The organism is Gordonia sp. PDNC005, from assembly GCF_016919385.1.
In the GTDB taxonomy this organism is placed as follows: Bacteria; Actinomycetota; Actinomycetes; order Mycobacteriales; family Mycobacteriaceae; genus Gordonia.
The window spans coordinates 4,063,694-4,088,851 of record NZ_CP070351.1 but is presented as its reverse complement, the minus strand read 5'-3'; the positions used below and the strand labels follow the sequence as shown (position 1 = coordinate 4,088,851).

Below are 25,158 nucleotides of genomic sequence, written 5' to 3'. Positions count from 1 at the left end.
CGCGGCCGGTCATGCACTATGGAGTACGTGACTATCGAACGCAGCGACAGCGACCTGACCTCGGGACTCGATCTGGAATGGGTGGACGATTCGGTACGGATCGCCGACGACCTCTTCGCGCACGTCAACGGCCGATGGCTCGACACCCATGAGATCCCCGGCGACCGCAGCATCGACGGCGCGTTCCACGTGTTGCGCGACAACGCCGAGGCCGACGTCCGCGCCATCGTGGAGGAATGCGCCCAGACTCCGACCACACAGTCACCGACCGGCCAGACCTCGACCCTGATCGGCGACCTGTACGCCTCGTTCATGGACGTCGACCGCATCGAGGAACTCGGTCTCGACGCAATCGCCGAGGATCTGAACGCAGTTCGCGCGATCTCCTCGACCACAGAACTCGCCCGGACGCTCGGTTCACTCGAGAGAGTCGGCGTCGGTGGCCTCTTCGGGGTGTACGTCGACACCGACGCCCGACAGTCCGACCGCTACCTCGTCCATGTGGTGCAACGAGGCCTCGGGCTCCCTGACGAGTCGTACTACCGGGAGGAGAACCACGCGGAGACGCTCGCCGCATACGGCGACCACGTCGCCGCGATGTTCGCCCTCGCAGGCATGGAAGACGCCGACTCGGCGGCTACCACCGTCGTCGATCTCGAGACCCAGATCGCTTCCCACCACTGGGACGTGGTTCGACGCCGTGACGCGGAGGCCACGTACAACCTCCGAACACTCGCAGAGTTCACCGACGGAGCGACCGGGTTCGATGTCGCGGCGTGGCTCGACGGGCTTGCCGCGCCGAATGAGGAGACGTTCGCGGAGGTGATCGTCGCGCAACCGTCGTTCATCGAAGGCGCCGCCGCACTCGTCGCGGACCGCCCGCTCGACGACTGGAAAGCGTGGCTCACGTGGCACCTGCTGCACACCGCCGCCCCGTCGCTGTCGAGCGCGTTCGTCAACGAGAACTTCCGCTTCTACGGCACCACCTTGACCGGGGCCGAAGAGATCCGGGATCGCTGGAAGCGCGGCGTCGGCTTCGTCGAGTCCGCGGCGGGCTTCGCCGTCGGCGAGCTCTATGTGGAGAAGCACTTCCCGCCCGCGGCGAAGGCTCGGATGGACGAACTGATCGCGAATCTGGTCGAGGCCTACCGCCGCAACATCACCGACCTCGAGTGGATGACACCCGCGACACGCGAGAAGGCTCTCGCCAAACTCGATCGCTTCACTCCCAAGATCGGCTACCCGGCCGCGTGGATCGACTACTCGACACTCACCGCCGACCGGACCGACCTGATAGGAAACTCGCGCCGCGCCGCGTCGTTCGAGACCACTCGCGAACTCGCGAAGATCGGCAAGCCCGTTGACCGCGACGAATGGTTCATGACGCCGCAGACGGTGAACGCGTACTACAACCCCGGCATGAACGAGATCGTCTTCCCGGCCGCCATCCTGCAACCGCCCTTCTTCGATCCCGACGCTGACGACGCGGCCAACTACGGCGGCATCGGCGCGGTGATCGGCCACGAGATCGGCCACGGTTTCGACGACCAGGGCGCGAAGTACGACGGCGACGGCAACCTCGTCGACTGGTGGACCGACGACGACCGCGCCGAGTTCGCCAAGCGGACCGCGGCGCTGGCAAGCCAGTACGGCGAGTTCACTCCGGACGGCCTCGATCCGAAGTACAAGGTCAACGGCGAATTCACCCTAGGTGAGAACATCGGCGACCTCGGAGGACTCTCCATCGCGCTTGTCGCGTACGACATCGCGACCGAGGCCGGTGACGCACCGGTGGTCATCGACGGACTCACCGGGCAGCAGCGGGTGTTCTTCAGCTGGGCACAGATCTGGCGGACCAAGACCCGTGACGCCGAGGCGATCCGTCGCCTGTCGATCGACCCCCATTCGCCGCCGGAGTTCCGCTGCAACGGAGTGGTCCGGAACGTCGACGCGTTCTACTCGGCCTTCGACGTCGCTCCCGGCGACAAGCTGTACCTCGAGCCGGACGAACGCGTCCGGATCTGGTGATCTCTCTCTACCGATAGGTTTCCGCCGGTTGTGACGAAATGTTCGTCACAACCGGCGGAAACCGGTCGTCGCGACCTCTCATTGCCCACGAAGCAGGCGATCGCGCCGACGACGAGCCCGATCACCACCCCGATGTCGGGGCGCTCGCCGAGGATCGCCCAGGTGAGCAGTGCGGCGATGGACGGGATCACCCCGAAGAGGAGAGAGACCGCAGCCGCGCCCGCCTGCTTGATCGCGGCGAGATAGAGGCTCGCCGCGATGACCGAGTTCGCGATGACCAGGACTGCGATCGACCAGACGGCCTCGTGGACGTCGGACACGTGCTGTGGAGTGACCGCTGCGAAGACGCTCGCAGGCACGAGGGCAACACCGACACCGATGGTGTTGACCGCGATCGGATGGCCCTGCGTCAGATAGCGCTGCTGGTACACGCCACCGACCGCTAGGCCGATCACCGCGATCACCACCCAACCGACAGCGGCGTCCACGTGTCCGACGTCGACCACTCGACCCGCGAACGCAACACACACCGCGACCAGCGCGAGCACGGTTGCCAGCACTCGCCGTCGGGACAGCGGCTCCCGAAGCATGATCGCAGCCGCGCCCGCGGTGATCACGGGGTTCATCGCGATCACGAGCGCAACGAGTACCGGTGAGACACCCGCGTACATCGCCTGATAGCAGCCGACGAACTGCAGCCCCTGTGAGAGGAAGCCGACGACGACGGCGTGCCATGCCTGCACACCTCGTGGCCATTCAAGACGGCGCGCCGTCACGATCGCCGCGAGGATCACGACCGATGCGAGGAACCGCGACACCAGGACGGTGCCGGGCGTCGCCGCGCGGACGGCGACGGCGCCGATCGGGTAACCGAGAGCGTAGAAGAAGGCCGTGGAGGCACCGAGTGGAATGGAGAGTCTCACATCTCCACGGTGCCGCTGGGCGAGTGATGCGTCCAACGACGATGTGTGCTCTCAATCATCACAGATGCTAATCAGTTGCCCTGTACCCGCACCCTACCTTCGTACATTGCACCAGATCGGCTCGTGTCATCCGTTCATCAACTCTGAACGGTTGTCGTGGACGCGCGGTAAGGTCTGGTCATGGGCCGGACGTTCGACATCATCCCGCTCCGGTCACTGATCGCAGTGGCCGCGACCGGCGGGGTGAGCCGCGCCGCCGAATCCCTCGCGTTGACGCAGTCTGCGGTGAGCCAGCACCTTCGGCGCCTCGAGAGGGAGGCGGGCGCCGCCCTCGTCAAGCGAGACGGGCGCGGGATCGTGTTCACGCCGGAAGGCGAGGAGATGCTGTCGCACGCTCGAGCGATCCTCTCTGCACACGATGCAGCCGTCGCGCGTTTCGACACGCGAAGCTCCCCGACGATCGTCATCGGAGCCGCACAGAACAGTTCCGCGGTCATCCTGCCGATGATGATGCGGAGTCTGCGCGAGAGCTTCCCCGGCACCGAAGTCCGATTCCACCTCGACCGCAACGCCACGGTCCGCTCGATGCTCGACTCCGGGATGGTCGACGTCGCCGTGACCACCCGAATCGCGCCGGAGTTGGCGTCTCGGGACCGCGGGTTCCGGCTCGGCTGGTTGTGGTCGGCGCGTCACCCACAGCCCGCGCCGTCGGAGGCCGTTCCCATTGTCGCGTTCTCGCCGCCCTGCACGCTCCGACAGCCGAGTTTCGACGCGTTCAGCGGAACAGCCCGTGGGTGGCACGTCGCCGCGGAAGTGAACGACCTCGCCACCGGCCTGGAGGCGGCCCGCGCCGGAGTCGGAGCGATGCTCGTCCCGGTGGTCGACCGCCTGCCCGACGGACTCGTCGCCCTCGACGACGCGCCGACACCGCCGGCGATACAGCTCGGTGTCGCCTACACCGAGCGGACTCGCGCCGATGTGCGTGAGATCGTCACCGCCGTAATCGGCGAACACCTCGGATCCGACCGAGTCGAGATGCTGCACAACCGAAGCTTCCCGATGCCCGTCTGACCAGCCACTGAAGGAGGCCACGTGATCAGCGTCTTCGATCTGTTCTCGATCGGCGTCGGACCGTCGAGTTCACACACCGTCGGGCCGATGCGGGCGGCGGCCGATTTCGCGGCCTCGGTCGGCGACGATCCTCGCGTGTCGCGCGTCCATGTGGGGCTGTACGGATCCCTCGGCGCGACGGGCCGCGGGCATTCGTCCGATCGGGCAGTTGTGCTCGGGCTCGAAGGCGAACGACCCGAGACGGTCGATCCCGGTGTCGTCGTGCCGCGATCCGATGCGGCCTTCTCATCCGGAACCCTGCTGCTCGGCGGCTCCCACCGTGTCGCCTTCGATGTCGAGCTGATCGGAGGCCGCAGCCTGCCGCGTCACCCGAACGGTATGCGGTTCACGGCGTTCGATGCGAGCGGCGCGGTCGTCGACGAGACGACGTTGTACTCGATCGGCGGCGGCTTCGTCGTCGGCGACGAACCTGTCCGCGCGGTCGAGGCCGATGTCCCGCACCCCTTTCGGACGGCTGCCGAACTCCTCACGCGCTGCACCGAAACGGGACTCGATATCAGCGGAGTGATGCGCGCCGACGAGGAAGCGGTCCGCTCCCCGGAGGAGGTGTCGGCGGGTCTCCGGCGCATCTGGTCGACGATGGACGACTGCGTCAACGCCGGACTGCACGCCGAGGGCACCCTCCCGGGACCTCTACGAGTCCCCCGGCGGGCCGGCGCCCTCAACACCAGACTGACCCGGTCACCGTCAGATGATCCGCTCCGGCACGTCGACTGGGTGACCGCGTTTGCGCTCGCCGTCAACGAAGAGAACGCCGCCGGCGGCCGCATCGTCACCGCGCCGACGAACGGAGCGGCAGGCATCGTCCCCGCCGTGCTCGCGTACTACATGCGCTTCGTCCCCGGAGCTCAGACCGGCGACTGCGAACGGTTCCTGCTGACGGCAGGCGCCATCGCCGTGCTCTTCAAGGAGAACGCATCCATCAGCGGCGCCGAGGTCGGCTGCCAGGGAGAGGTCGGTTCTGCGTGCTCGATGGCGGCGGGCGCGCTGTGCGAGTTGCTCGGGGGCACCCCGGCCCAGGTCGAGAACGCGGCCGAGATCGGGATGGAGCACAACCTGGGCCTCACCTGCGATCCGATCGGCGGACTCGTGCAGATTCCGTGCATCGAACGCAATGCGATGGCCGCGGTCAAAGCGATCACGGCGGCCCGGATCGCGCTCAACCACGACGGCCGTCATGTGGTCAGTCTGGACAGAGTCATCGCGACGATGCGCGAGACCGGCGCGGACATGAGCGACAAGTACAAGGAGACCTCTCGCGGGGGCCTCGCCGTCAACATCATCGAGTGCTGAGATTCGGCCCCGTCGCGCTCGCGGCGGGTCTAGGGTCGCGTTCATGACCGTCATCCATTCAGATTCCGAAGCCCGACAAGGGTTCTCGACGCTGCGAGCCGGAGGACTGCACTGGGACGCGTTCCCCCTCCGGCTGTTCACGAAGGGCAACGGAAAGGCGTGGGACCCCGGCGCGCTCGACTTCAGTCGGGATGCGGCCGATTGGGCCGCTCTCGACGACACCCAACGCCGCAGCGCGACGTTCCTCGTCTCGCAGTTCGTGGCGGGTGAGGAAGCCGTGACCCAGGACATCCAGCCGTTCATGTCGGCGATGTCGGCCGAGGGACGCTTCGGCGACGAGATGTATCTCGCACAGTTCTGTCTCGAAGAGGCCAAGCACGCACAGGGTTTCCGGTTGTGGATGGACGCCGTCGGCCTGACCGAAGACCTGCACCCGTACGTCGCCGAGAATCCCTACTACCGCCAGCTGTTCTACGACGAGCTGCCCGCATCGTTGCGGATCCTGGAGTCCGATCCGTCGCCGCTCAACCAGATCCGCGCGAGTGTCACGTACAACCACGTCGTCGAGGGATCGTTGGCCTTGACCGGGTACTACGCCTGGCAGAAGATCTGCGTGGAGCGCGGCATCCTTCCCGGCATGCAGTCACTCATCTCGCACATCTCCGACGACGAGCGCCGCCACATGGCGTGGGGCACGTTCACCTGCCGCCGTCACGTCGCCGCTGACGACACCCTGTGGGATGCGGTGACCGAGCGGATGGGCGAGCTACTACCGATGGCCCTCGGAATGATCACGTGGGTCAACGAGCAGTTCGAGACACCACCGTTCGGAATCGACAACAACGAGTTCCTCACCTATGCCGCCGATCGAGCTCAGCGCCGGCTTGGAGCGATCGAGTCGGCCCGCGGCCGCCCCGTCGAGGAGATCGACCTCGACTACTCCCCCGCCACCCTCGAAGACACCTTCGGCGACGAGGACCGCGCGTCACTCGGCGGCTGATCCTCAGGCGGAGGCGTTGCCTGCCTTCCACACCTTCCACGGGACGGCCCAGTCGCCGTACGTGTCCCACACCGGGAGTTCGTCGCCGCCCGAGTTGGAGATCTCGACGACGTCGCCGAGACGGAACGTGTCGTACATCCACTTGGCGTCGGCCGGACTGAGGTTGACGCACCCGTGCGACACGTTCGCCGAGCCCTGCTGGCCGACGGACCACGGTGCGGCGTGCACGAACTCGCCGTCGTTGGAGATCCGGAGATTGTCGAAGACTGTCTCACGGTAGTAGCCGGGGTCGCCCTGGCAGACGCCGAAGCTGCACGAATCCATGACCGTGCTCGCTGAACGCTCCGACACCACGTGAACGCCGCGGTGCGACGGAGTGGTCGGATCGCCGAGGCTCATCGGCATGGTGCGGACGAGTTCGCCGTTGTGGAACACGGTGAGCTGCTCGGTGCTGCCGTCGGCTTTGGCCACCCACGAGTCGTGGACCTTGTAGTCCACCGCGTTGTCTTCGGCCCCGTAGACGCCGTCGCCGAGATCCACTCCGTACACGTTCGCCTCGATGTGGATCTTGGTTCCGGGCTTCCAGTAGTCCTTCGCGCGGTAGTGGACGCTCTGATCATCGGTCCAGTACCAAGCGCCGGGCTGGCTCGGTGTGGTGGTGACGACAAGATGCTTCTCCACTTCGGCGCGGTTCTTGATCGGCTTGGTGAACTGGAAGACCATCGGCTGCCCGACGCCGATACCGTCGTCGGACACCACTTCCGGCGCCGGGACCACGTTCGCGTACGCCGTGTCGTCGGGATCGATCGTCTCGACGGTGAACGTCTGCCGCGTGTGTTTGCCGTCGGGATTCACGGCATCGGCCTTGACCGTGTACGTAGTTCCGTAGCCGAGATCCTCGGTGGTGTGCCACTCCTCGCCACCCTCGGAGGATGTGCCCTTGACCGGCTTGCCTTTGCGGTTGGTGACGGTGACCGTCGTGAGATCGCCTCGGCTGGCGCGGACGCTGATCGGCGTGGTCGGGTTGATCGGCTTCGTCGTCGCGTCGGCGAGGGTGATCTTCGCGGCCGGCGCCGGATCAGGCGACGAGCCTCCGCTGCTGCACGCGGCGGCGAACACCGCCACCGACGCCAGTCCGGCAACGGCGAGCACACGGGCCGGGCGACGCATCACTGCTTCCCGTCTACTGCGGCGAGCACGCCTGCGGTGGTGGCGGCCCCCGCTGCCGTGACGGCAAGTACTGACGGCCACGCGCCGAGCTTCTTGGCGAGCGGGTGCGAAACTCCGAACGCGCCGAGGTAGGCGGCGGTGAGGCCGCCGGTGACGGCTGCGCCGCGAGTGCGCCACGACATGCCTGCGGCGACTCCGGCTGTCGCGAGGACAATCCCGCCGAGCTCACGTCGCCCCGTGTATCGGGCTGTGGCATAGCCTCCGATGAGTCCCGCAGCGACGAGCGGGACCGATGAATCGATCGTCATCTATTCATGGTACTGGCGCAATCAACTAGAACACGTTCTATTCTGGTGTCATGGACGTGACATACGAGTCGACCAAACGCGAGCTCACCACCGATCAGGGCGTCATCCGCTACCACGAGGCGGGCACCGACAACAGCGAGGTGCTGCTGCTCCTCCACGGCAGCGGACCTGGCGTCACAGGGTGGCGCAATTACCGCGGCAACCTGGAGTTCTTCGCCCAGACGCACCACTGCTACATCGTAGAGTTCCCCGGCTTCGGGGTATCCGACGCCGTCGAGGGACACCCGGTCCTGACCGCGGGTGCGTCGGTGATCCGCTTCATGGACGCCCTCGGCATCGACAAGGCCGCTGTGATCGGAAACTCCATGGGCGGTGTGGTCGGGATCAACCTCGCGATCAAACATCCCGACCGGATCGCGAAGCTCGTGACGATCGGAGGCGTCGGACCCAACGTGTTCAGCCCCAGCCCGTCCGAGGGGCTTCGCCTGCTCCAGGAGTTCACCGACACTCCCGACCGCGACAAGCTGGTCCGCTGGCTCAACTCGATGGTCTTCGATCGGTCACTGGTCACCGAGGAGCTCATCGAGGAGCGATGGGAGGCGGCCATCAATCCGGACGCCGCTAAGACGGCCGCGATGATGTACGGCTCGAAGTCGTTCGAGATGATGCAGCAGTACATGGCCAACTCGACGACCCCTCCGTATTGGGCATCGATGCACCTCGTGAAGTGTCCGACCCTCCTCGCATGGGGACGCGACGACCGAGTGAGCCCCCCGGACATGTCGATGGTCCCGATGCGGCTGATTCCCGACGCCGAGCTCCACGTGTTCCCGAAGTGCGGGCACTGGGTGATGATCGAGGCGAAGGACGCGTTCGAGAGCTCTGTCGCCGCGTTCCTCGCTCGCTAAGCGGTATCCCGAGCCGCGACGATCGCGGGCGACATGACGGCAGACAGGTCGCCCGCGACGTCGAAGTCGGCTTCCGGAGGCATCGCCACGTAGCTGATCGCGAGACGTGTGATCATTCGCGCGATGGGTCCCGACATGTGCTCGGGCAGGGCGATCCACGATTCGCGGAGAGTGGTGTCGAGGCGCCGCGACGCCGACTCGATGAGCGGCGCGGAGTCGGTCGTGATGAGCTTGAGCAGGTCGGGCTTGGCTTCGCCGCTGAGCAGTGACTGAATCATCGGGTCCTGGCCCGCGCTCGCGAAGAACCCGGCAAAACCTGCCGCCAGGGCGCCTTCGACATCATTGGGCATGGCCTCCACGGCCGCCCCGATCTCGCTGGTGAACTCCTCCACCAGGCGAAGCGCGTAGGCCTGCGCCAGACCGTTACGTGATGAGAATTCGTTGTACACAGTCTGCCTGCTGACACCCGCGTGCTTGGCGACGTCGCTCATGGTGACCTGCGACCAGTCCTTGATGGTCAGCAACTCGCGCAGTCCGTCGAGCAGCGACGTCCGCAGCAGCATCTTGCTCGCTGCCGCGTACGTCGGCCGATCACTCGTGGGTGCGCTCACACTGTCGAGCCTAGCGATGCATCGATCTCCGAGCGGCACGCCCGCGCCGCAGCGGCACGTCCGACGGTGACCGCACCTATCAACCGCCCGCCTCGCGTGACCCGGACGGTGGCGTCGTCGTCGGCCAGCGATCCTTCGATTTCGACATCGCCGTCGGCCGGCCAGCCCACCGTCTGGACGTTGATCCCGTACTGAATCGTCCAGGCGCGCGGCACGTCTCGGAACGCCGGAGGGACCGCTCCGCCGAGTGCCGCGAGTACCGATCCGGCGACGGCCTTGCCCTGATCTGTCGCGCCGAACCAGTGACCGCCGACCGACGGATCTCCGGTCAGCAGATCAGGAGGAGCCGCGGCGTCGCCTGCCGCGTAGATGTCAGGTGCGCTCGTGGCGAACCCCGAGTCGACGACGACCCCGGCGCGGGAGCACTCAAGGCCCGCCGCCTCGGCCAACCCGATGTCCGGGCTCATTCCGACCGCCGCGACGACGGGACCGTCGATCGCAGCGCCGTCGGCGAGGACCACGCCGTCAGCCGATGCCGAGACGACCGCCGAGTCGAGGTGCAGCCGAACGCCGTTGCGTCGGTGTAGTTCGGCGAACCATTCCGACACCACCGCGGGGACCGCGCGGCCGAGGATCCGATCGGCCGCTTCGATCACGTCGACGTCGAATCCGCGGGCAGCTGCCGACGCAGCCAGTTCGAGTCCGATCAAGCCGCCTCCGACGATGGTCACCCTGGCGGCCTCTTCGATCGCCTGCCGGGCGGCGAGCGCCTCGTCGAGGGCCCTGATCGTCAGAACGTCCGCACCGAGCCATGGTGGCCGGGCTGCCGCGCCGCCGGTGGCAAGGACCAGTGCGCGATAGCCGATCTCGTCGCCGTTCGAGGAGATCACCGTGTGCTCCGACGGATTGATCGCGGTGACGGTCACTCCGGTGCGGAGGTCGATGTTCCGTTCGGCCCACGACTGCGGCTTCTGCAGCGCGATCTTCTCGACGGACAGATCGGCGGCGAGCAGGTCCTTTGTCAACGCGGTACGGCGGTACGGCGCTTCGGGCTCTGCTCCGATCAGCGTCACCGGACCGTCGTACCCGCCCGCTCGAAGCGCGACCGCGGCTGTGGCACCTGCCGTCCCGCCCCCGACGACGACAACGCCGGCGTTGGAAGCGGAACGATCGGAACTGGTGGTCATGGCCGTGCAACCTCGACCATTTCGAAATCGGCCTTGGCGGCGCCGCAGTCCGGGCAGCTCCAGTCGTCCGGGATGTCGTCCCATCGGGTGCCGGGTTCAATGCCGTCTTCGGGCCAGCCTTCGGCCTCGTCGTACTCGAACCCGCACTGCATGCAACGGAAGAGTTTGAAGTTCATGTCAGGCTCCAATCGGAAGGAAGTCGACCTTGTCTCGGACGCCACAGTCCGGGCAGTTCCAGTCGTCGGGCACGCCGGCCCACGGGGTGCCGGGCGCGTAGCCCTCACGCGGGGCCCCCTCGGCCTCGCGGTAGACGTACTCGCAGTTGGGGCAGCGGTACGCGGTGGCGGCCGGGCGATCGAGCACGGCGACCGCGGTGTCCTGCGCGGCGGCCGGGGCCTGGGCGCGAGCGGCCTGTCCGTACTTGGCGAGAAGCTTGGCCTCCTTACCCGGCTGCAGATTGGCGCGGGTGAGGTCGCCGTCATAGTGCTCGATGACGCGCTTGTCCATGATCTTGCGCCAGATCGGCGGGAAGTAGGCGATGCCGATCATGCTGGCGTAGCCGCTGGGCAGGTTCGGAGCCTCCTCGAAACTGCGGAGTGTCTGGTAGCGACGCGTCGGGTTCGCGTGGTGATCACTGTGACGCTGCAGGTGGTACAGGAAGATGTTGGTGCAGATGTGGTCACTGTTCCAGCTGTGCGACGGGGTGCAGCGCTCGTAGCGACCGCGGGCGTTCTTCTGCCGAACGAGGCCGTAATGCTCGAGGTAGTTGACGGTCTCCAGCAGCGAGAATCCATAGACGGCCTGCAGGACCATGAAGGGCAGAATCTGCCAGCCGAAGACGGCCGCGAGCACGCCCCACAGAACGATCGACATCACCCACGCGTTGAGAACGTCATTGCTCCGATGGAACACCGGCTTGTCGATCTTCTTGAGACGGTTGGCTTCGAGTTCCCATGCCGACTTCAGGCTGCCGTAGACACTGCGTGGCAGGAACGTCCAGAACGTCTCACCGAAGCGCGAGCTCGCTGGATCCTCGGGGGTGGCGACGCGGACGTGATGACCGCGATTGTGCTCGATGAAGAAGTGACCGTAGAACGTCTGCGCAAGCGTGACCTTCGACAGCCAGCGCTCAAGCGACACCTTCTTGTGACCGAGCTCGTGAGCCGTATTGATGCCGATGCCGCCCATGACGCCGATCGACAGTGCGAGACCGATCTTGGAGACGATGCCGAGGGATCCGCCTTCGACGCCGAGCCAGCTCAGGTCGCCGAAGCGGCCGTTCGGACCCGCGGTCCAGAGGTAGGCCGCGAAGATCAGGCTGGCGAACTGGAACGGGATGTACGCGTAGGTGCAGTACCGGTAGTACTTGTCGTTCTCCAACTGCTCCATGAGCTCGTCAGGCGGATTCTGACCGTCGGGACCGAAGAAGACGTCGAGGATCGGGAGCAGGACGTAGAGCAGGATCGGACCGATCCACCACCAGACCGGGGACACGGTACCGAGCCACGCCCAATCGAGCTTGTCGCCGCCCCAGTTCATCAGCGCGATGAGTCCGGTCGCGATGAACACTGCGGTCGGTGGAATCAGGCCGAGGAGCCAGAGGTGACGCTTCTTGTCGCGCCATTGAACGTCGTCGACGGGGCTGTCGTCGATTGTCGGATTCGCCATGTCTTCCTCCTGGTGAGGCGAGTTGGTGAACTTGACACTAGACTCTTCCGCGTCAGTTGTCTAGACATCTGAGTCTATTTGTAAAGTACCGGGTTCGCTCATCCACGGTGAACTCCTGGCTACTATCGGCTCATGGGTTACTCGCGATTCGTCGCCATCGGCGACTCCCAGACCGAAGGGATGTGCGACGGGGACGATTCCGCCGGCTACCGAGGCTGGGCGGACCGACTCGCCGAACGCCTCGCAGTCGACAATCCGGACCTCCGATACGCCAACCTCGCCATCCGCGGGAAGAACACGCGAAACACTCGCGACGAACAACTCGAGCCGTGCCTGGCGTTGTCGCCCGACCTCGTGGCGGCGCCGTTGGGCATGAACGACGTGATCGGGCGCGCCGACCCCGCCGTCGTCCGCGCCGACCTCGACTTCATCTATCGGCGTCTCGCAGAATCCGGTGCAACGGTGGTCATCTCGACGTTCCCCGACGTCGCTCGCACAATTCCATTCGGGCGGAGCGTGGAAGACCGCCTACTCCTGATCAACGACATGATGCGCGAGTTCGCGACGACGTACGGCTTCGTGTTGGTCGACTTGTACAGCGCGCCCGTCCTCACCGACCTGCGCTCATGGGCGCGCGACCGATTGCACGCCTCCCCCGCCGGCCACGACCGCTTCGCCGCAGGAGCCGCATACGCACTCGGACTCGAGGGCAGTTCCTCCGATTGGGGCAGCCCGCTCCCACCGCTCGACGACCCCAACCGAGTCCTCCGAACTCTCGGCGACGCTCGATGGATGGTCGAGTTCTTCACCCCGTGGATCATCCGGAAGCTCCGCGGCCGGTCGCTCGGCGACGGGCGGGTGGCGAAACGACCCGAGCTCGCACCGGTGACGCTCCGAGGCGTCTGACCTCCTCAGCGCGCCGCCCCGGTCAGGCGAAGGTCCGCCCGACACGCGACACTAGACTCCGAATGTCCATGTCAGAGCGGAGGAACGTGAGTGGCCGTCGAGTCGAGTGACCGCACCGAACGGATCCTGATGCGATTGATCGTGGCGACCGCGGTCGCCTGCATCGCTTTCGGGTTCATCGTCGACCCACCGAGCGACGTGTTCCGCGGTATCGGCGACATCGTGATCGCGCCCGATGTCCTCGTCACCGACTTCGTAGTGCTCGGCGGGCTGGGTGGCGCATTCGCCCAGGCCGGGCTCGTCACGCTCCTCGCATGCCTCACCTATCGACTGACCGGAGCGAAGCTCGACGGCGGCGCCGTCGGCTGCCTGTACATGGTGTTGGGGTTCGGACTGTTCGGCAAGACCATCCTGAACGTCTGGCCCATCCTCATCGGCGTAGCACTGTACGCACTCTGGCGACACGAACCACTCCGCGATTCGGTGACGACCGCTTGGTTCGCGACAGCGCTGTCGCCGGTCTTCTCCGAGATCGCCTTCAACACCGGTCTGGTGAGGTGGGCATCGGTTCCCATCGGCCTCGCGACCGGGCTCCTGATCGGCTTCATCGTGTCACCGGTCGCGCGTGGTCTGTTCCGTGCGCACAACGGGTTCACCCTCTACAACATGGGGTTCGTCGCAGGCATTCTCGGCGCGGTGATCATCGCCGTCTTCCGATCGTTCGGACTGGAGGATCAACCGTCCATGACATGGACCAGCGGAAACGACGGTCCCCTGCTCATCCTGTGCGCTGTCTTCATCGTGATGGTCCTCGTCGCCGCATTCACCCTCGACCGTAAACCGTGGCGTGGCTACCGCGCCCTTCTCCGTCGCACCGGACAGGCGCCCTCGGACTTCATCGGCTCCGACGGCCCTGGTCCCACTCTGCTCAACATGGCGATCACCGGCACTCTGACCACCGTGCTCATGGTGGCGATCGACGCAGACTTCAACGGCCCCGTCGTCGGCGGCATCGTCAGCGTCATCGGCTTCAGCGCGTGCGGAAAGCACGCCGTGAACATCGTTCCGGTCATGATCGGCGTGGTCCTCGGCGCACTCACCAAACCACTCGGTCTCGACGACGACGGCGTCGTGTGGGCGATCATGTTCGGCACGTGCCTCGCCCCGATCTCTGCGCGCTTCGGCCCGCACTGGGGTGTGCTCGCCGGCTTCCTCCACGTCTCGGTCGCCCAAGTCGCCGGTTCGCTGACGATCGGACTGAACCTGTACGGCAACGGCTTCGCCGCCGGAATGGTCGCCGCGGTGGTCAGCCCGATCGCCTTGATGTTCGTGGAACGCCGAGAGTCCGATCGGCTCCAAGAACCCGACGTGGTCCCGTCGACGTAATCGCTCAGTGGGTGTGCGTGTGCTCGCCGTGTTCGTGATCGTGGTCGTGGTCGCCTGCGTGCGAGTGCGGGGCCATCGGGCCCGGATCGGCGGGAACAAGCGCGCCGCCACGATGCTCGGCCAGCACGCTGTGGACCCACGCGACGAGATCGTCGATGCTCTCCTCGTCCCGCTGGCTCAGTGCCACGACGGGCAGTCCGCCCCGCACCGATGACGCGTCGGTCACCATCTGGGCCGGGTCGACGCCGACGTGCGGTCCGAGATCCGTTTTGTTGACGACCAGTAGATCCGCACGTTCGATGCCTGGCCCGCCCTTGCGCGCCACGTCTCCGCCGCCCGCGACGTCGATGACGAAGATCTGCGTGTCGACCAGGGCGGGGCTGAACGTCGCCGTCAGGTTGTCCCCGCCACTCTCGACGATCACCAGGTCGAGCGGGGCGAACTCGGCTTCGAGGTCCTCCACCGCCAGCAGGTTCGGCGTCACGTCGTCACGGATCGCGGTGTGCGGGCACGCGCCCGTCTCGACCGCGATGATGCGCTCCACCGGCAGTACTCCTGCCGCGCGCAGCAGCCGGGCGTCTTCGTCGGTGTAGATGTCGTTGGTCACGACTGCCATCTCGAGACTCTCCGCAAGTCGCCGACACAGCGTTGCGATGAGAGTGCTCTTGCCGGTGCCGACAGGGCCGGCGACTCCGAGTCGCAGCGGACGTTCCGCCTGGTTGGTGCTGGTGACGGTCGTCTCAGGCATGAATAGTGGTCCTGTTCTTCGCTTGCGGACGTGGCAGTCCGACCATAGCGCGCGCTACTGCGCGGCAGATTTCCGGAAGGTGACCTGTGTGGTCAGCTCATCTCGGCAGGCGAAGTAGTCGTCTCCGAGCGGCGCCGATCCAACCGAGAACCGACCGTCCTCTCCGCACACGATCTGTCCCTGCTTCTCGCCGACGAGCAGCCGCCACATCCCGGTCCGAGCGTCCACCACGTCACGCGGTCCTCGCAGCTGAGCGAGACGCGTCCCGTCGAATGTGTACACGCCGAACCAGGCGTGAGTGCCGTCTGTTCCACGTCCGACGACGATCTCGTGCCCCGGTTTCGCGTCGAGGTCGTAGAGCGCGACGTCTCGCGTCACCGATTCCGAGTAGACGTACGCGGCGCGGGGAACAACAGCCGATTGGACGCGTCTGGCATCGTCGAACGCAACACGCAGTTCGGCGCTTCCGTCGACGCCCTCGACCACCCCGATCCCCTGCAGAGCCGTCCCGTCGGAGACGTTCCCCGCGCCGACAGGGGCGCACGCCGAGCCGATCCGTCCGCACGGGTCCGCCACGATCGGCTCATCTGTCGACCCCGATTCCGGGCTGCACGCAGCAAGTGACACCGTCACCATCGCGACTGCAGCCGAGCGCAGGATCCGCATGCGGACCATCGTCGCAGACCAGCCGATGCCCCGGCCGGAGCCTGAGTCGGCGTGGCGGACCAGGGCGGCTCGGTCACGTCTGGAATCCGGCCTTCTGCCAACTCGGATGCCCACTGGTGCAAGTGGTGACCTGTAGAAACGACGACGCGGCCCCGGTGGAGAACCACCGGGGCCGCACATCTCGACTCCGCTCGATGAGCGGAGGTCAGATCACTTCTTGACGAGGTTCTCGTTCGTGAGCGACGTGACGCCTGCTTCAGCCTTCTCGACGAGCGAGGCCGGGGGCTCGAAGTGCGAGCCGTACTTCGACGCGAGGTCGCGAGCGCGGGCGACGAAGCCTGCGATGCCGCCCTCGTAGCCGTTGATGTACTGCACGACGCCGCCGGTCCAGGCCGGGAAGCCGATACCGAAGATCGAACCGATGTTGGCGTCTTCCACCGAGGTGAGAACACCTTCGTCGAAGCACTTCACCGTCTCGAGAGCCTCGGCGAAGAGCATGCGCTCCTTCATGTCCTCGAAGGGGATCTCCGTCGAACCCGAGTTGAAGTTCTCCCGGACACCCGGCCAGATGAGGCCGCGCTTGCCGTCGACGTAGTCGTAGAAGCCCTTGCCGTCCTTCTTGGCGGTGCGTCCGAGCTCGACCATCTTGTCGATGACCGCGTACGAACCGTGCGGCGTGGGCTCCTGCCCTGCCGCGCGGATCGCTGCCTCGGTCTCCTGACGGATCTTCTGCGGCAGCGTCAGGGTCAGCTCGTCCATGAGCTGCAGCGGCGGGGCCGGGTATCCGGCCTGGCTGCCTGCCTGCTCGATGAACGCGGGCTCGACGCCTTCACCGACGGCGGCGACTGCCTCGTTGATGAACGTTCCGATCACGCGGCTGGTGAAGAAGCCGCGGCTGTCGTTGACGACGATCGGCGTCTTGCGGATCGCGAGCGTGTAGTCGATGACCTTGGCGAGGACTTCGTCCTTGGTCTTCTCACCACGGATGATCTCGACGAGCGGCATCTTGTCGACCGGCGAGAAGAAGTGGATTCCGATGAAGTCCTCGGGACGGTTGACGCCCTCGGCCAGGATCGTGATCGGCAGGGTCGAGGTGTTCGAGCCGAGGACGGCGTCGGGCTCGACGATGTCCTGGATCTCCTGGAACACCTTGTTCTTGACCTCGACCGACTCGAAAGCTGCCTCGATCACCAGATCGACACCCTTGAAGTCGGCGGGGTCGATGGTCGGAGTGATGCGGGCGAGGAGCGCATCGCTCTTCTCCTGCGTGGTCTTGCCGCGCGAGAGAGCCTTCTCCTCGAGCTTCTCCGAGTAGCCCTTGCCACGCTTGGCAGCGTCGAGGTCGATGTCCTTGAGGACGACCTCGATGCCGGCCTTCGCCGACACGTAAGCGATCGCAGCGCCCATCATGCCTGCGCCGATGACGCCGACCTTCTTGGCCTGGAACTTCTCGAAGCCCTCAGGGCGCGAGCCGCCGCCGTTGATGTGCTGCAGGTCGAAGAAGAACGCCTTGATCATGTTCTGCGCGACCTGGCCGGTCACCAGCGACACGAAGTAGCGGGTCTCGACTTCGTCAGCAGTGTCGACGTCGACGTACGCGCCTTCGATGGCTGCGGCCAGGATGGCACGCGGCGCGGGCATGTTGGTGCCCTTGATCTGCTTGCGCAGGAGCGCCGGGAACGCGGGCAGGTTCGCTGCGACAGCCGGGTTGGTCGGTGCGCCGCCGGGCATCTTGTAGCCCTTGACGTCGAACGGCTGCTGAGCCTCGGGGTTGGCCGCGATCCACTTCTTCGCAGCGGGGACGAGCTCCTCGATCGAACCGACGACCTCGTTGATCAGGCCGATCTCCTTGGCCTTGGCAGGCTTGAGACGCGGGCCCTGCAGCAGGACGCCCATGAGTGCCTGCTGGAAGCCGAGGAGGCGCACGGTACGGACGACGCCGCCGCCGCCGGGGAGCAGGCCGAGGGTCACCTCGGGCAGGCCGAGCTGGTTGCCCTTGACGTCGGCTGCGATGCGGTAGTGGCAGTGGAGAGCGATCTCCAGGCCGCCGCCGAGTGCCGCGCCGTTGATGGCGGCGACGACCGGCTTGCCGAGGGTCTCCAGACGACGAAGGACCTTCTTGAGGCCGTTCGTGCGGTTGGTGATCTCGGTGGCGATCTCCTCCTTGGACTTGTCGCCGCGTCCCGCGGTCATGTCCTTGAGGTCGCCGCCGGCGAAGAAGGTCTTCTTCGCCGAGGTCAGCACGACACCTGCGATGTCGTCCTTCTCTGCCTCGAGGCGGTCGATGGTCGCCGACATCGAATCGATGTAGGTCTGGTTCATCGTGTTGGCGCCCTGGTTGGGGTCGTCCATCGTCAGGACGACGACGCCGTCGGCGTCCTTCTCCCACGAAATCATGTTCTCAGTCATGAAAGTCTTTTCCTTTTGTTCCGTGGCCGTCAGAGGCGCTCGATGACGGTTGCGACACCCATGCCGCCACCGATGCAGAGGGTGACCAGGCCGTAGCGGCCGCCGATGCGGTCCAGCTCGTCCAGGGTGCTGCCGAGGATCATCGCACCGGTCGCGCCGAGCGGGTGACCGAGGGCGATGGCGCCACCGTTGATGTTGACCTTCTCGTGGGGAACCTTGAGGTCCTTCATCCACTTCATGACGACCGAGGCGAAGGCCTCGTTGAGCTCGAACACGTCGATGTCCTCGACGGTCAGGCCTGCGCGCTTGAGAGCGAGCTCGGTCGACGGGGTCGGGCCGGTGAGCATGATCGACGGCTCGGAACCGATCTCGCCGTACGAGACGATGCGACCGCGCGGAGTCAGGCCGTTGCGCTTGCCCGCCTCCTCGGATCCGATGAGGACCAGGCCGGAACCGTCGACGATGCCGGAGCTGTTGCCGCCGGTGTGGACGTGGTTGACCTGCTCGACATTCGGGTACTTCTGCATCACGACGTCGTCGAAGCCCGCCATGGCGGCGAGGCCTGCGAATGCGGGCTTCAGCTTGCCGAGGCTCTCGGCGGTGGTGCCGGGACGACGGTGCTCATCGTTGTCGAGGAGCGTGACGCCGTTGATGTCCTTGACGGGGATGATCGACTTCGAGAAGCGACCCTCGTCCCACGCCTGTGCGGCGCGACGCTGCGACTCGGCGGCGTATGCGTCTACGTCGTCACGCGAGAAGCCCTCGATGGTGGCGATGAGGTCGGCGCCGATGCCCTGCGGTGCGATGTAGTTGTCGTACGCGGTGGCGGGGTCCATGAAGAGTGCGCCGCCGTCGCTGCCCATCGGCACGCGCGACATCGACTCGACACCGCCGGCGAGGACCAGGTCGTCGAAGCCCGAGCGGACCTTGGCGGCAGCCAGGTTCACGGCCTCGAGGCCCGATGCGCAGAAGCGGTTGATCTGGGTGCCGGGCACGGTCTCGCCGAGACCCGACGTGAGAGCTGCGGTACGTGCGATGACCGCACCCTGCTCGCCGACCGGGGAGACGACGCCGAGAACGACATCGTTGATGTCCTTCGGGTCGAGATCGCCGTGACGGGCGAGGAGTCCGTCGATCAGACCCGAGACGAGGTCGATCGGCTTGACGCTGTGCAGCGAGCCTCCGCGCTGCTTGCCACGGGGCGTACGGACCGCCTCGTAGATGAATGCTTCGTCGGACACAAGTGTTCCTTTCACACGAACCTCAGATGGTTACGACCATGAGGCTAACCCCCAATAACGGTTTTGGCTATACCGGGAGGTCAGGTCTATACAAATTCGTCCACAGTTCGGCTATGGTCGGTTCACCATGACGTCAACTTCAGGTGTGCGCCGCGCCCGGTCCAACGACCGTAGGCGTCAGCTGATCGATGCCGCGACGCTGCTGTTCGCCGATCGCGGATACCCGCACGTCAGCGTGGCGGACATCGCTCGGCACGCAGGTGTCAGCGCACCGACCGTCTATCGGCATTTCGAGGACAAGCAGGCACTCCTCTTCGACGCGGTGCAGGCCTCCGTCGACGATCTGGAGGCGAACACCGCCGCTGCGAATCTCGACGAAGCCGACGACCCCGCCGAGGCGCTGGCGGTGGCCGCCGTCCGGCTGAGCATGTCGAATCCCCAGTCGACATCCCTGTGGCGGTGGTCGGGACAACACCTGTCCGTCGAACAGAACCGCGAGGTGGTGCGGCGAACTCGGAGCGTCCTGCGCCAGTGGGCATCGGCCATCGGCTCCACCCGCCCCGATCTGACCGAACGCGAGACGATGTATCTCGCGGGCGCCGTGCTCAGCGTGGTGGGCAGCGTGGTCGGACGTGCGGTGCGGACCGTCCCCCTCAACGTCGAGGCGGAGTTGCTCGCCCTGCTCCGTCAGATCCTGCGGCTCACCCCGAGCGATGCGACTCCGCTGACCGAACCCGCCGGCATCGAGGCACCGCGCACCCGCCGCGACGAGATCCTGGACGCGGCCGCCGTCCTGTTCTCCCGCAACGGCTTCGCGGGCACAGGTGTGGACGACATCGGTGCCGCCGTCGGGATCACCGGCCCAAGCGTCTACAAGCACTTCCCGTCGAAGAACGCAATCCTTCTCGCGATCGGTCAGCGAAGCGGCAACCAGCTCGACGCGTGGGCGATGGTGTCGTACGCGGCGAGCCCGGATCCCGCCGTCCGCCTCCGGTCGCTCGTCGACACATACGTGCACGTCATCACCTCGTCACCCGACCTCATAGTGGCGTTGACGAGTGGATATTCGCTCGCGGGTGATCCTCATGCAGGCGAACTCGTGGCCAGCCAGCGCCGCTATGTGGCACGGTGGATCCAGCTGCTGACCGAGTACGCGCCGGAGCGCAGTGTCGAAACGACAGGCCTTGTCGTCCACGCCGCCTTGGCGATCGTGAACGACGCGGAACGACTGCCGCGCAGCACAGCGCGGCCCGAATTCGCAGCCCGGATGGCGTACCTGATGAAGGGACTTCTCGGTGTCTGACGAACAGGTCAGTTACACGCGCGAAGAGCTCGTCGACGCCCTGCAGCTCGATCACGACTACGCACAGCGCTTCTGGAACGCCTTCGGCTTCGCACAGGACACCGGCGCCACCGGGCACCGATTCACAACCGAAGACCTTGCGGCGCTTGCGATCTACGTACAGGGCGACCATGCGATGGACACGTCGGCCCAGCTCGCCGCCGCGCGCTCGATCGGACAGGCGACGGCACGTCTGGCCGAATGGCAGGCCGAACAGATCCGCCTTCTCGCCGCAAACGACGACATCGAGGCCACCACCGACCAGATGATCGACGCGCTCGCCCATTTGCAGACACTTGTGTGGCGCCGCCATCTGGAGTCGTACCTGACGGCGAGGGATCAGGACGAGGACGAGGCCGACACGGTGATCGGATTCGCCGACATCGTCGGCTATACGTCGATGTCGCGGAAACTCGCCATGGCCGAGCTCGAGGATCTGCTGGAGACGTTCGAGTCGTCCGCGCACAGCATCGTCGTCGCCAACGGCGGGCGAGTGGTCAAAGCGATCGGCGACGCCGTCATGTTCACCTCCCCCGACGCCCACGCGGCCGCGGAGACCGCCGTCGCGCTGCACGCGCTGAGCTCGGGAGGCGAACTGCCCACGCTCCGGATCGGCATCGCACGCGGCCATGCCCTCACTCGTCTCGGCGACGTGTTCGGCGAACCCGTCAACATCGCCGCCCGCCTCGCGAGTTCCGCACACTCGGGCACCACACTGGTCGACGAGAACATCTCCGTCGATCTGAAGGGTGACGAGCAGTTCCGCGTCCGACCCATCCCGACACTGTCCGTTCGCGGTTACCGACGACTGCACGCCTGGGCTGTCACCACCAAGAACCGCCACGCGACCTGAGCACTACGCGACGCGGGTTTCTCCTAAGTGACAACCCCGTGAACAGGTGAGATTCACTGTGCCACATGCGATGTGAGTCGTCGCACCGACAACGGCGCCAGCCTCGTGGTGTCTGCACAATCGAGTGCATGACCCCAACGTTCGCCGCCTGGACATCATGAGCCCGAACACACACGGGCCCGTCGTCAGCCGGGAGACCGCTGTCGGCTCCGACGCGAGACTCTCCTGGTTGCTCGCCGGCGTGGCCGGAATGGTCGGAGCCGTTGCCTTCCTCCACAGCGCCGGATACTTCGTCACGTTCATGACCGGCAACACCGAGCGCGCGGTGGTCTCCTGGTTCGACGTCTCGAACACCCAGAAGGTCGCGGGTGCGGGAGCTGTCGCAGCGATCGTGCTCATCGTCGCCTTCGTCGCCGGCGTCTGGGCGGCGTCGTTCTGCCGCCGCCGGTTCTGGCAGAACCATCCGCACGGACCGACGGTCTTGACCACCGCGGGGCTGCTCGCCGCCGCAGGCCTCGACTTCGCCTACGACGGGTTCGACGAGCCCGAGGTCCGGTTTCTGCCGATCGTCGTCATCACCTTCGCCATCGGTGCGCTGAACACGTCGTTCGTCAAGAACGGCGAGGTCTCCGTGCCACTGTCGTATGTCACGGGCACGCTTGTGAAGCTCGGCCAGGGCATCGAGCGTCACCTGACGGGCGGCGGAACCGTCTACGACTGGCTCGGTTACGCGATGGTCTACGTCGGCTTCCTCGCCGGAGCCGGCGTCGGCGGTGTCGTCGCCTCGGTGTTCACCGGGCCTCAGGTAATCCTGGCGACCGGGCTGCTGTGTGGCGCAACCACGTTGGTCACGTTCCTGCACTCCGACCGCAGGGCGATCCTCGGCTGATCGACTCGAAAATCGGTGGAGGATGTCACACCCTCGCCGTACGGTGATCGTGTGAACAATCGACACGACGCATCCTTAGCAGTCGAAGCCGTCGACCTGGTCAAGCGCTTCGGCGATTTCACTGCGGTCGACGGCGTGAGCTTCGCCGTCCCGACCGGCACCGTCCTCGGCATGCTCGGCCCGAACGGCGCAGGCAAGACGACAACCGTCCGCATGATGACCACCCTCAGCAACCCTACGTCGGGCACCGCACGAATCAATGGCTTCGACGTCCGCGAGAACCCGGACGCCGTCCGGCGCAGCATGGGTCTCACCGGCCAGGCCGCAACAGTCGACGAATTGCTGACCGGGCGCGAGAACATGCGCATGATCGGCGGCCTCTACGGCATCGGCCGCAAGGCGCTGAAAGAACGCACTGAGCAACTGCTCCACCAGTTCTCCCTCACCGATGCAGGAGACAAGACGGTCCGCGAATACTCGGGCGGCATGCGACGTCGGATCGACCTCGCGGTCAGCTTGATCGCCGCACCGCCGGTCTTGTTCCTCGACGAGCCGACGACCGGCCTCGACCCGCACAGCCGCAACGAACTGTGGGACGTACTGCGAGGACTCGTCGCCGCGGGAACCACGCTGGTGCTGACCACCCAGTATCTGGAGGAGGCCGATCAACTGGCCGACCGCATCGTCGTCGTCGATGCGGGAAAGATCATCGCCGAGGGCACTCCGCTGGAATTGAAGACGCAGGCGGGGGCGGCCAGCCTGATCACCACGGTCACCCACGCCGCCGACCTGAACGCGGCCCGGGCGATCCTCGACCAGGTGGCGGGCGACGTGTTCGTGGACGAGCACGCGCGCACCCTCACCGTTCCTGCGGGCGGGCTCGCCGACCTCACCCGCGTCGCAGGCCTGCTCGACGAGTCGGGGATCGCGCTCGACGACATCGGTTTGTCGCGCCCGAGCCTTGACGACGTCTTCCTCAGCCTCACCGGTCATCGTGCCGAGCCGGGCTCCGAATCCGCTTCCGATTCTGAAGGAGCGAGCGCATGAGCGCACCCGCAATCGACCCCCGACTGGCCATCGACCCGCCGAGTCTCTGGCGTCAAACGTCGATCATGGTGCAACGCAGCATGATCCACACCAAACGCATGCCCGAGATGCTGTCCGACGTCACTGTTCAACCGATCATGTTCGTGGTGCTCTTCGCATTCGTGTTCGGTCCGGCGATGCCGGTCCCCGGCGGCGGCAGCTACCGCGAGTACCTGCTTCCCGGCATCATGGGCCAGACGATAGTGTTCACCGCGTTCATCGTCGCGAACGGCATCACGGCCGACGTCGACAAGGGCATCGTCGATCGCTTCCGTTCGCTCCCGATCAACCGGACGTCGTACCTTTTGGGTCGGGCGATCGCATCGTTGATGCACTCGTCCATCGGGATCGTCGTGATGGCGCTGACGGGTCTCGTGATCGGATGGCGGATCCACACGTCGTTCCCGGAAGCGGTCCTCGGCTTCGCCCTGGTCCTGGTGTTCGGTTTCGGGATCATCTGGTTCGGCATTCTCATCGGATCGTGGCTCAAGTCGGTTGAGGCCGTGAACGGCTTCATGTTCACGCTGCTCTTCCCGCTGACGTTCCTGTCGAACGCGTTTGTTCCGACCGCGCCGATGGCGACATGGTTGAGGACGATCGCTGAGTGGAACCCGGTGTCGTCGCTGGTCCAGGCTATGCGCCAGCTATGGGGCAACGGCCCGAAAGCCACCGACGCGAGTGCACTGCCACTGCAGCACCCGATCCTCGCGACGATCATCTGGTCGGTGGCTCTCACCGCGATCTTCGCGCCGTTCGCCCTGCGCGCTTTCCGTCGGCGTACCGCCGACTAGGCCCCGGCCGCTTTCCCGCTACACCTCTCGGCTCCCGCTAATTGTCAGACCATTAGCGGGAGTCGACGCGTCACGCGTGAGCGTCGTCGTCGTTCTGTTGCGCACCCATCAGGCCCAGAACCGGCGTCGTCACCTTCTCCAGCGCCGCGACCGTCGCCGCCTGTCGCTGAGCGAACTCGGCGACGACACCAGACAGCTCTGCCTGGACCTCGGCGAACTTGGCGATCGTCTCGGCGAGCTTCCGCTGTTGGACGATGAAATCCTGCATCGGCTGAGCGACTGCCCCGGCGACGCCGGTGGCGCTTCCCGCCAGGCTCGTCACCGCTCCGCTCAGTTCAGCGACCTGCCGCATCAGTTCATCCGGGGCGGCGGCGCCCGCCGAGGCACCGGCCACCGCCATTCCGCGAATCTTGTGCAACGTCTCGGACGCGACCCTCACCGCCTGCTCCTGCGACTTGCTGAACAGCCACATCGCGTCGTACGTCCGCTGACCCTCGTCAGGCTTCTCCGGCTCAGACATGGGCGAAGCGTAACGCGACCTGGTGCCCGAACACGTGAACACGCCCAGACCTAACCGCCCGCGTTTAACCACTACCGCTCAGCAGAAGCATCAC

Annotated in this window: 24 protein-coding genes; 12 read left to right on the top strand and 12 right to left on the bottom strand. The window is 66.0% G+C overall.

The features are described 5' to 3' along the window. The first annotated feature begins 18 nt into the window (after positions 1-18). Positions 19-2,028, top strand: coding sequence for a M13-type metalloendopeptidase (locus JVX90_RS19685; RefSeq protein WP_205330333.1), 2,010 nt, complete (start codon positions 19-21; stop codon positions 2,026-2,028). Here the strand turns inward: JVX90_RS19685 and JVX90_RS19680 are convergent. Further along, entirely contained in the window at positions 1,956-2,951 is a 996-nt protein-coding gene (locus JVX90_RS19680) for a DMT family transporter (protein WP_205330332.1), read from the bottom strand. The genes JVX90_RS19685 and JVX90_RS19680 overlap by 73 nt on opposite strands. Before the next feature lie 180 nt (positions 2,952-3,131). On the opposite strand from JVX90_RS19680, the gene JVX90_RS19675 reads away from it, so the two are divergent. From JVX90_RS19675 to JVX90_RS19665, 3 genes are read left to right on the top strand one after another with little or no spacing between them, the layout of a single operon-like run. Then, positions 3,132-4,022, top strand: a complete 891-nt coding sequence (locus tag JVX90_RS19675) for a LysR family transcriptional regulator (RefSeq protein ID WP_205330331.1) — start codon at positions 3,132-3,134, stop codon at positions 4,020-4,022. A gap of 21 nt (positions 4,023-4,043) precedes the next feature. After that, entirely contained in the window at positions 4,044-5,375 is a 1,332-nt protein-coding gene (locus tag JVX90_RS19670; protein ID WP_205330330.1) for an L-serine ammonia-lyase, read from the top strand. A 43-nt stretch (positions 5,376-5,418) separates the two neighbouring features. Beyond that, complete coding sequence (locus JVX90_RS19665) at positions 5,419-6,375, top strand: R2-like ligand-binding oxidase (protein WP_205330329.1); 957 nt, start codon at positions 5,419-5,421, stop codon at positions 6,373-6,375. Between the two features lie 3 nt (positions 6,376-6,378). Here the strand turns inward: JVX90_RS19665 and JVX90_RS19660 are convergent, their stop codons facing one another. Both JVX90_RS19660 and JVX90_RS19655 read right to left on the bottom strand, forming a co-directional pair. Next, positions 6,379-7,545 (bottom strand): Ig-like domain-containing protein, encoded by a 1,167-nt coding sequence (locus JVX90_RS19660; RefSeq protein ID WP_205330328.1) that lies wholly within the window; start codon positions 7,543-7,545, stop codon positions 6,379-6,381. Further along, positions 7,545-7,853, bottom strand: coding sequence for a hypothetical protein (locus tag JVX90_RS19655; protein ID WP_205330327.1), 309 nt, complete (start codon positions 7,851-7,853; stop codon positions 7,545-7,547). The genes JVX90_RS19660 and JVX90_RS19655 overlap by 1 nt, the downstream gene beginning before the upstream one ends. 50 nt (positions 7,854-7,903) lie before the next feature. Between JVX90_RS19655 and JVX90_RS19650 the strand changes: the two genes are divergently transcribed. After that, positions 7,904-8,761, top strand: coding sequence for an alpha/beta fold hydrolase (locus JVX90_RS19650; protein ID WP_205330326.1), 858 nt, complete (start codon positions 7,904-7,906; stop codon positions 8,759-8,761). Here JVX90_RS19650 and JVX90_RS19645 read toward each other — a convergent pair. The 4 genes from JVX90_RS19645 to JVX90_RS19630 are packed head-to-tail and all read right to left on the bottom strand — an operon-like array spanning position 8,758 to position 12,227. Continuing rightward, positions 8,758-9,372: a TetR family transcriptional regulator gene (locus JVX90_RS19645; RefSeq protein WP_205330325.1), complete on the bottom strand. Its 615-nt coding sequence runs from the start codon at positions 9,370-9,372 to the stop codon at positions 8,758-8,760. The genes JVX90_RS19650 and JVX90_RS19645 overlap by 4 nt on opposite strands. After that, positions 9,369-10,559, bottom strand: a complete 1,191-nt coding sequence (locus JVX90_RS19640; RefSeq protein ID WP_205330324.1) for an FAD-dependent oxidoreductase — start codon at positions 10,557-10,559, stop codon at positions 9,369-9,371. The genes JVX90_RS19645 and JVX90_RS19640 overlap by 4 nt, the downstream gene beginning before the upstream one ends. Beyond that, the gene (locus JVX90_RS19635) at positions 10,556-10,735 is read right to left on the bottom strand and encodes a rubredoxin (protein ID WP_008377101.1); all 180 of its coding nucleotides are present in this window, start codon (positions 10,733-10,735) and stop codon (positions 10,556-10,558) included. Before JVX90_RS19635 ends, JVX90_RS19640 begins: the two co-directional genes overlap by 4 nt. A 1-nt stretch (position 10,736) precedes the next feature. Continuing rightward, positions 10,737-12,227: a fatty acid desaturase gene (locus JVX90_RS19630; protein WP_205330323.1), complete on the bottom strand. Its 1,491-nt coding sequence runs from the start codon at positions 12,225-12,227 to the stop codon at positions 10,737-10,739. Positions 12,228-12,359: 132 nt separating this feature from the next. On the opposite strand from JVX90_RS19630, the gene JVX90_RS19625 reads away from it, so the two are divergent. Beyond that, on the top strand, positions 12,360-13,133 hold the full coding sequence (locus JVX90_RS19625; protein WP_205330322.1) for an SGNH/GDSL hydrolase family protein: 774 nt from the start codon (positions 12,360-12,362) through the stop codon (positions 13,131-13,133). Positions 13,134-13,223: 90 nt separating this feature from the next. Beyond that, a complete protein-coding gene (locus tag JVX90_RS19620) occupies positions 13,224-14,519 on the top strand; it encodes a DUF1576 domain-containing protein (RefSeq protein ID WP_205330321.1) in 1,296 nt (431 codons plus the stop codon). 4 nt (positions 14,520-14,523) lie between these two features. On the opposite strand, the gene ureG is transcribed toward JVX90_RS19620, so the two are convergent. The 4 genes from ureG to JVX90_RS19600 all read right to left on the bottom strand — a co-directional run bounded on the left by ureG (position 14,524) and on the right by JVX90_RS19600 (position 19,583). Continuing rightward, a complete protein-coding gene (gene ureG / locus JVX90_RS19615; RefSeq protein WP_205330320.1) occupies positions 14,524-15,267 on the bottom strand; it encodes an urease accessory protein UreG in 744 nt (247 codons plus the stop codon). Positions 15,268-15,321: 54 nt separating this feature from the next. Further along, positions 15,322-15,933, bottom strand: coding sequence for a hypothetical protein (locus tag JVX90_RS19610; protein ID WP_205330319.1), 612 nt, complete (start codon positions 15,931-15,933; stop codon positions 15,322-15,324). Positions 15,934-16,143: 210 nt separating this feature from the next. Continuing rightward, positions 16,144-18,342 (bottom strand): 3-hydroxyacyl-CoA dehydrogenase NAD-binding domain-containing protein, encoded by a 2,199-nt coding sequence (locus JVX90_RS19605; RefSeq protein ID WP_205330318.1) that lies wholly within the window; start codon positions 18,340-18,342, stop codon positions 16,144-16,146. Positions 18,343-18,371: 29 nt separating this feature from the next. Next, positions 18,372-19,583 (bottom strand): acetyl-CoA C-acetyltransferase, encoded by a 1,212-nt coding sequence (locus tag JVX90_RS19600; protein ID WP_205330317.1) that lies wholly within the window; start codon positions 19,581-19,583, stop codon positions 18,372-18,374. A gap of 127 nt (positions 19,584-19,710) precedes the next feature. Here JVX90_RS19600 and JVX90_RS19595 point away from each other — a divergent pair, with 127 nt between their 5' ends. From JVX90_RS19595 to JVX90_RS19575, 5 genes are all read left to right on the top strand, one after another. Continuing rightward, positions 19,711-20,886, top strand: coding sequence for a TetR/AcrR family transcriptional regulator (locus tag JVX90_RS19595; RefSeq protein WP_205330316.1), 1,176 nt, complete (start codon positions 19,711-19,713; stop codon positions 20,884-20,886). Next, positions 20,879-21,778, top strand: a complete 900-nt coding sequence (locus JVX90_RS19590; protein ID WP_205330315.1) for an adenylate/guanylate cyclase domain-containing protein — start codon at positions 20,879-20,881, stop codon at positions 21,776-21,778. The genes JVX90_RS19595 and JVX90_RS19590 overlap by 8 nt, the downstream gene beginning before the upstream one ends. 157 nt (positions 21,779-21,935) lie before the next feature. Next, positions 21,936-22,667: a YoaK family protein gene (locus tag JVX90_RS19585; RefSeq protein ID WP_205330314.1), complete on the top strand. Its 732-nt coding sequence runs from the start codon at positions 21,936-21,938 to the stop codon at positions 22,665-22,667. 51 nt (positions 22,668-22,718) lie between these two features. Further along, positions 22,719-23,714, top strand: a complete 996-nt coding sequence (locus JVX90_RS19580; RefSeq protein ID WP_205330313.1) for an ATP-binding cassette domain-containing protein — start codon at positions 22,719-22,721, stop codon at positions 23,712-23,714. Beyond that, complete coding sequence (locus tag JVX90_RS19575) at positions 23,711-24,544, top strand: ABC transporter permease (RefSeq protein ID WP_205330312.1); 834 nt, start codon at positions 23,711-23,713, stop codon at positions 24,542-24,544. Before JVX90_RS19580 ends, JVX90_RS19575 begins: the two co-directional genes overlap by 4 nt. A 70-nt stretch (positions 24,545-24,614) precedes the next feature. Here JVX90_RS19575 and JVX90_RS19570 read toward each other — a convergent pair whose 3' ends face one another. Then, positions 24,615-25,064, bottom strand: a complete 450-nt coding sequence (locus JVX90_RS19570; protein ID WP_205330311.1) for a hypothetical protein — start codon at positions 25,062-25,064, stop codon at positions 24,615-24,617. Positions 25,065-25,158: the final 94 nt, after the last annotated feature.

What these genes read in the sequence shown, in the direction of transcription:
- JVX90_RS19685 (WP_205330333.1), top strand. Translation starts at nt 19, where the DNA reads ATGGAGTACGTGACTATCGAACGCAGCGACAGCGACCTGACCTCGGGA.
- JVX90_RS19675 (WP_205330331.1), top strand. Translation starts at nt 3,132, where the DNA reads ATGGGCCGGACGTTCGACATCATCCCGCTCCGGTCACTGATCGCAGTG.
- JVX90_RS19665 (WP_205330329.1), top strand. Translation starts at nt 5,419, where the DNA reads ATGACCGTCATCCATTCAGATTCCGAAGCCCGACAAGGGTTCTCGACG.
- JVX90_RS19660 (WP_205330328.1), bottom strand. Translation starts at nt 7,545, where the DNA reads ATGCGTCGCCCGGCCCGTGTGCTCGCCGTTGCCGGACTGGCGTCGGTG.
- JVX90_RS19655 (WP_205330327.1), bottom strand. Translation starts at nt 7,853, where the DNA reads ATGACGATCGATTCATCGGTCCCGCTCGTCGCTGCGGGACTCATCGGA.
- JVX90_RS19650 (WP_205330326.1), top strand. Translation starts at nt 7,904, where the DNA reads ATGGACGTGACATACGAGTCGACCAAACGCGAGCTCACCACCGATCAG.
- JVX90_RS19640 (WP_205330324.1), bottom strand. Translation starts at nt 10,559, where the DNA reads ATGACCACCAGTTCCGATCGTTCCGCTTCCAACGCCGGCGTTGTCGTC.
- JVX90_RS19635 (WP_008377101.1), bottom strand. Translation starts at nt 10,735, where the DNA reads ATGAACTTCAAACTCTTCCGTTGCATGCAGTGCGGGTTCGAGTACGAC.
- JVX90_RS19630 (WP_205330323.1), bottom strand. Translation starts at nt 12,227, where the DNA reads ATGGCGAATCCGACAATCGACGACAGCCCCGTCGACGACGTTCAATGG.
- JVX90_RS19625 (WP_205330322.1), top strand. Translation starts at nt 12,360, where the DNA reads ATGGGTTACTCGCGATTCGTCGCCATCGGCGACTCCCAGACCGAAGGG.
- ureG (WP_205330320.1), bottom strand. Translation starts at nt 15,267, where the DNA reads ATGCCTGAGACGACCGTCACCAGCACCAACCAGGCGGAACGTCCGCTG.
- JVX90_RS19610 (WP_205330319.1), bottom strand. Translation starts at nt 15,933, where the DNA reads ATGCGGATCCTGCGCTCGGCTGCAGTCGCGATGGTGACGGTGTCACTT.
- JVX90_RS19605 (WP_205330318.1), bottom strand. Translation starts at nt 18,342, where the DNA reads ATGACTGAGAACATGATTTCGTGGGAGAAGGACGCCGACGGCGTCGTC.
- JVX90_RS19595 (WP_205330316.1), top strand. Translation starts at nt 19,711, where the DNA reads ATGACGTCAACTTCAGGTGTGCGCCGCGCCCGGTCCAACGACCGTAGG.
- JVX90_RS19585 (WP_205330314.1), top strand. Translation starts at nt 21,936, where the DNA reads ATGAGCCCGAACACACACGGGCCCGTCGTCAGCCGGGAGACCGCTGTC.
- JVX90_RS19575 (WP_205330312.1), top strand. Translation starts at nt 23,711, where the DNA reads ATGAGCGCACCCGCAATCGACCCCCGACTGGCCATCGACCCGCCGAGT.
- JVX90_RS19570 (WP_205330311.1), bottom strand. Translation starts at nt 25,064, where the DNA reads ATGTCTGAGCCGGAGAAGCCTGACGAGGGTCAGCGGACGTACGACGCG.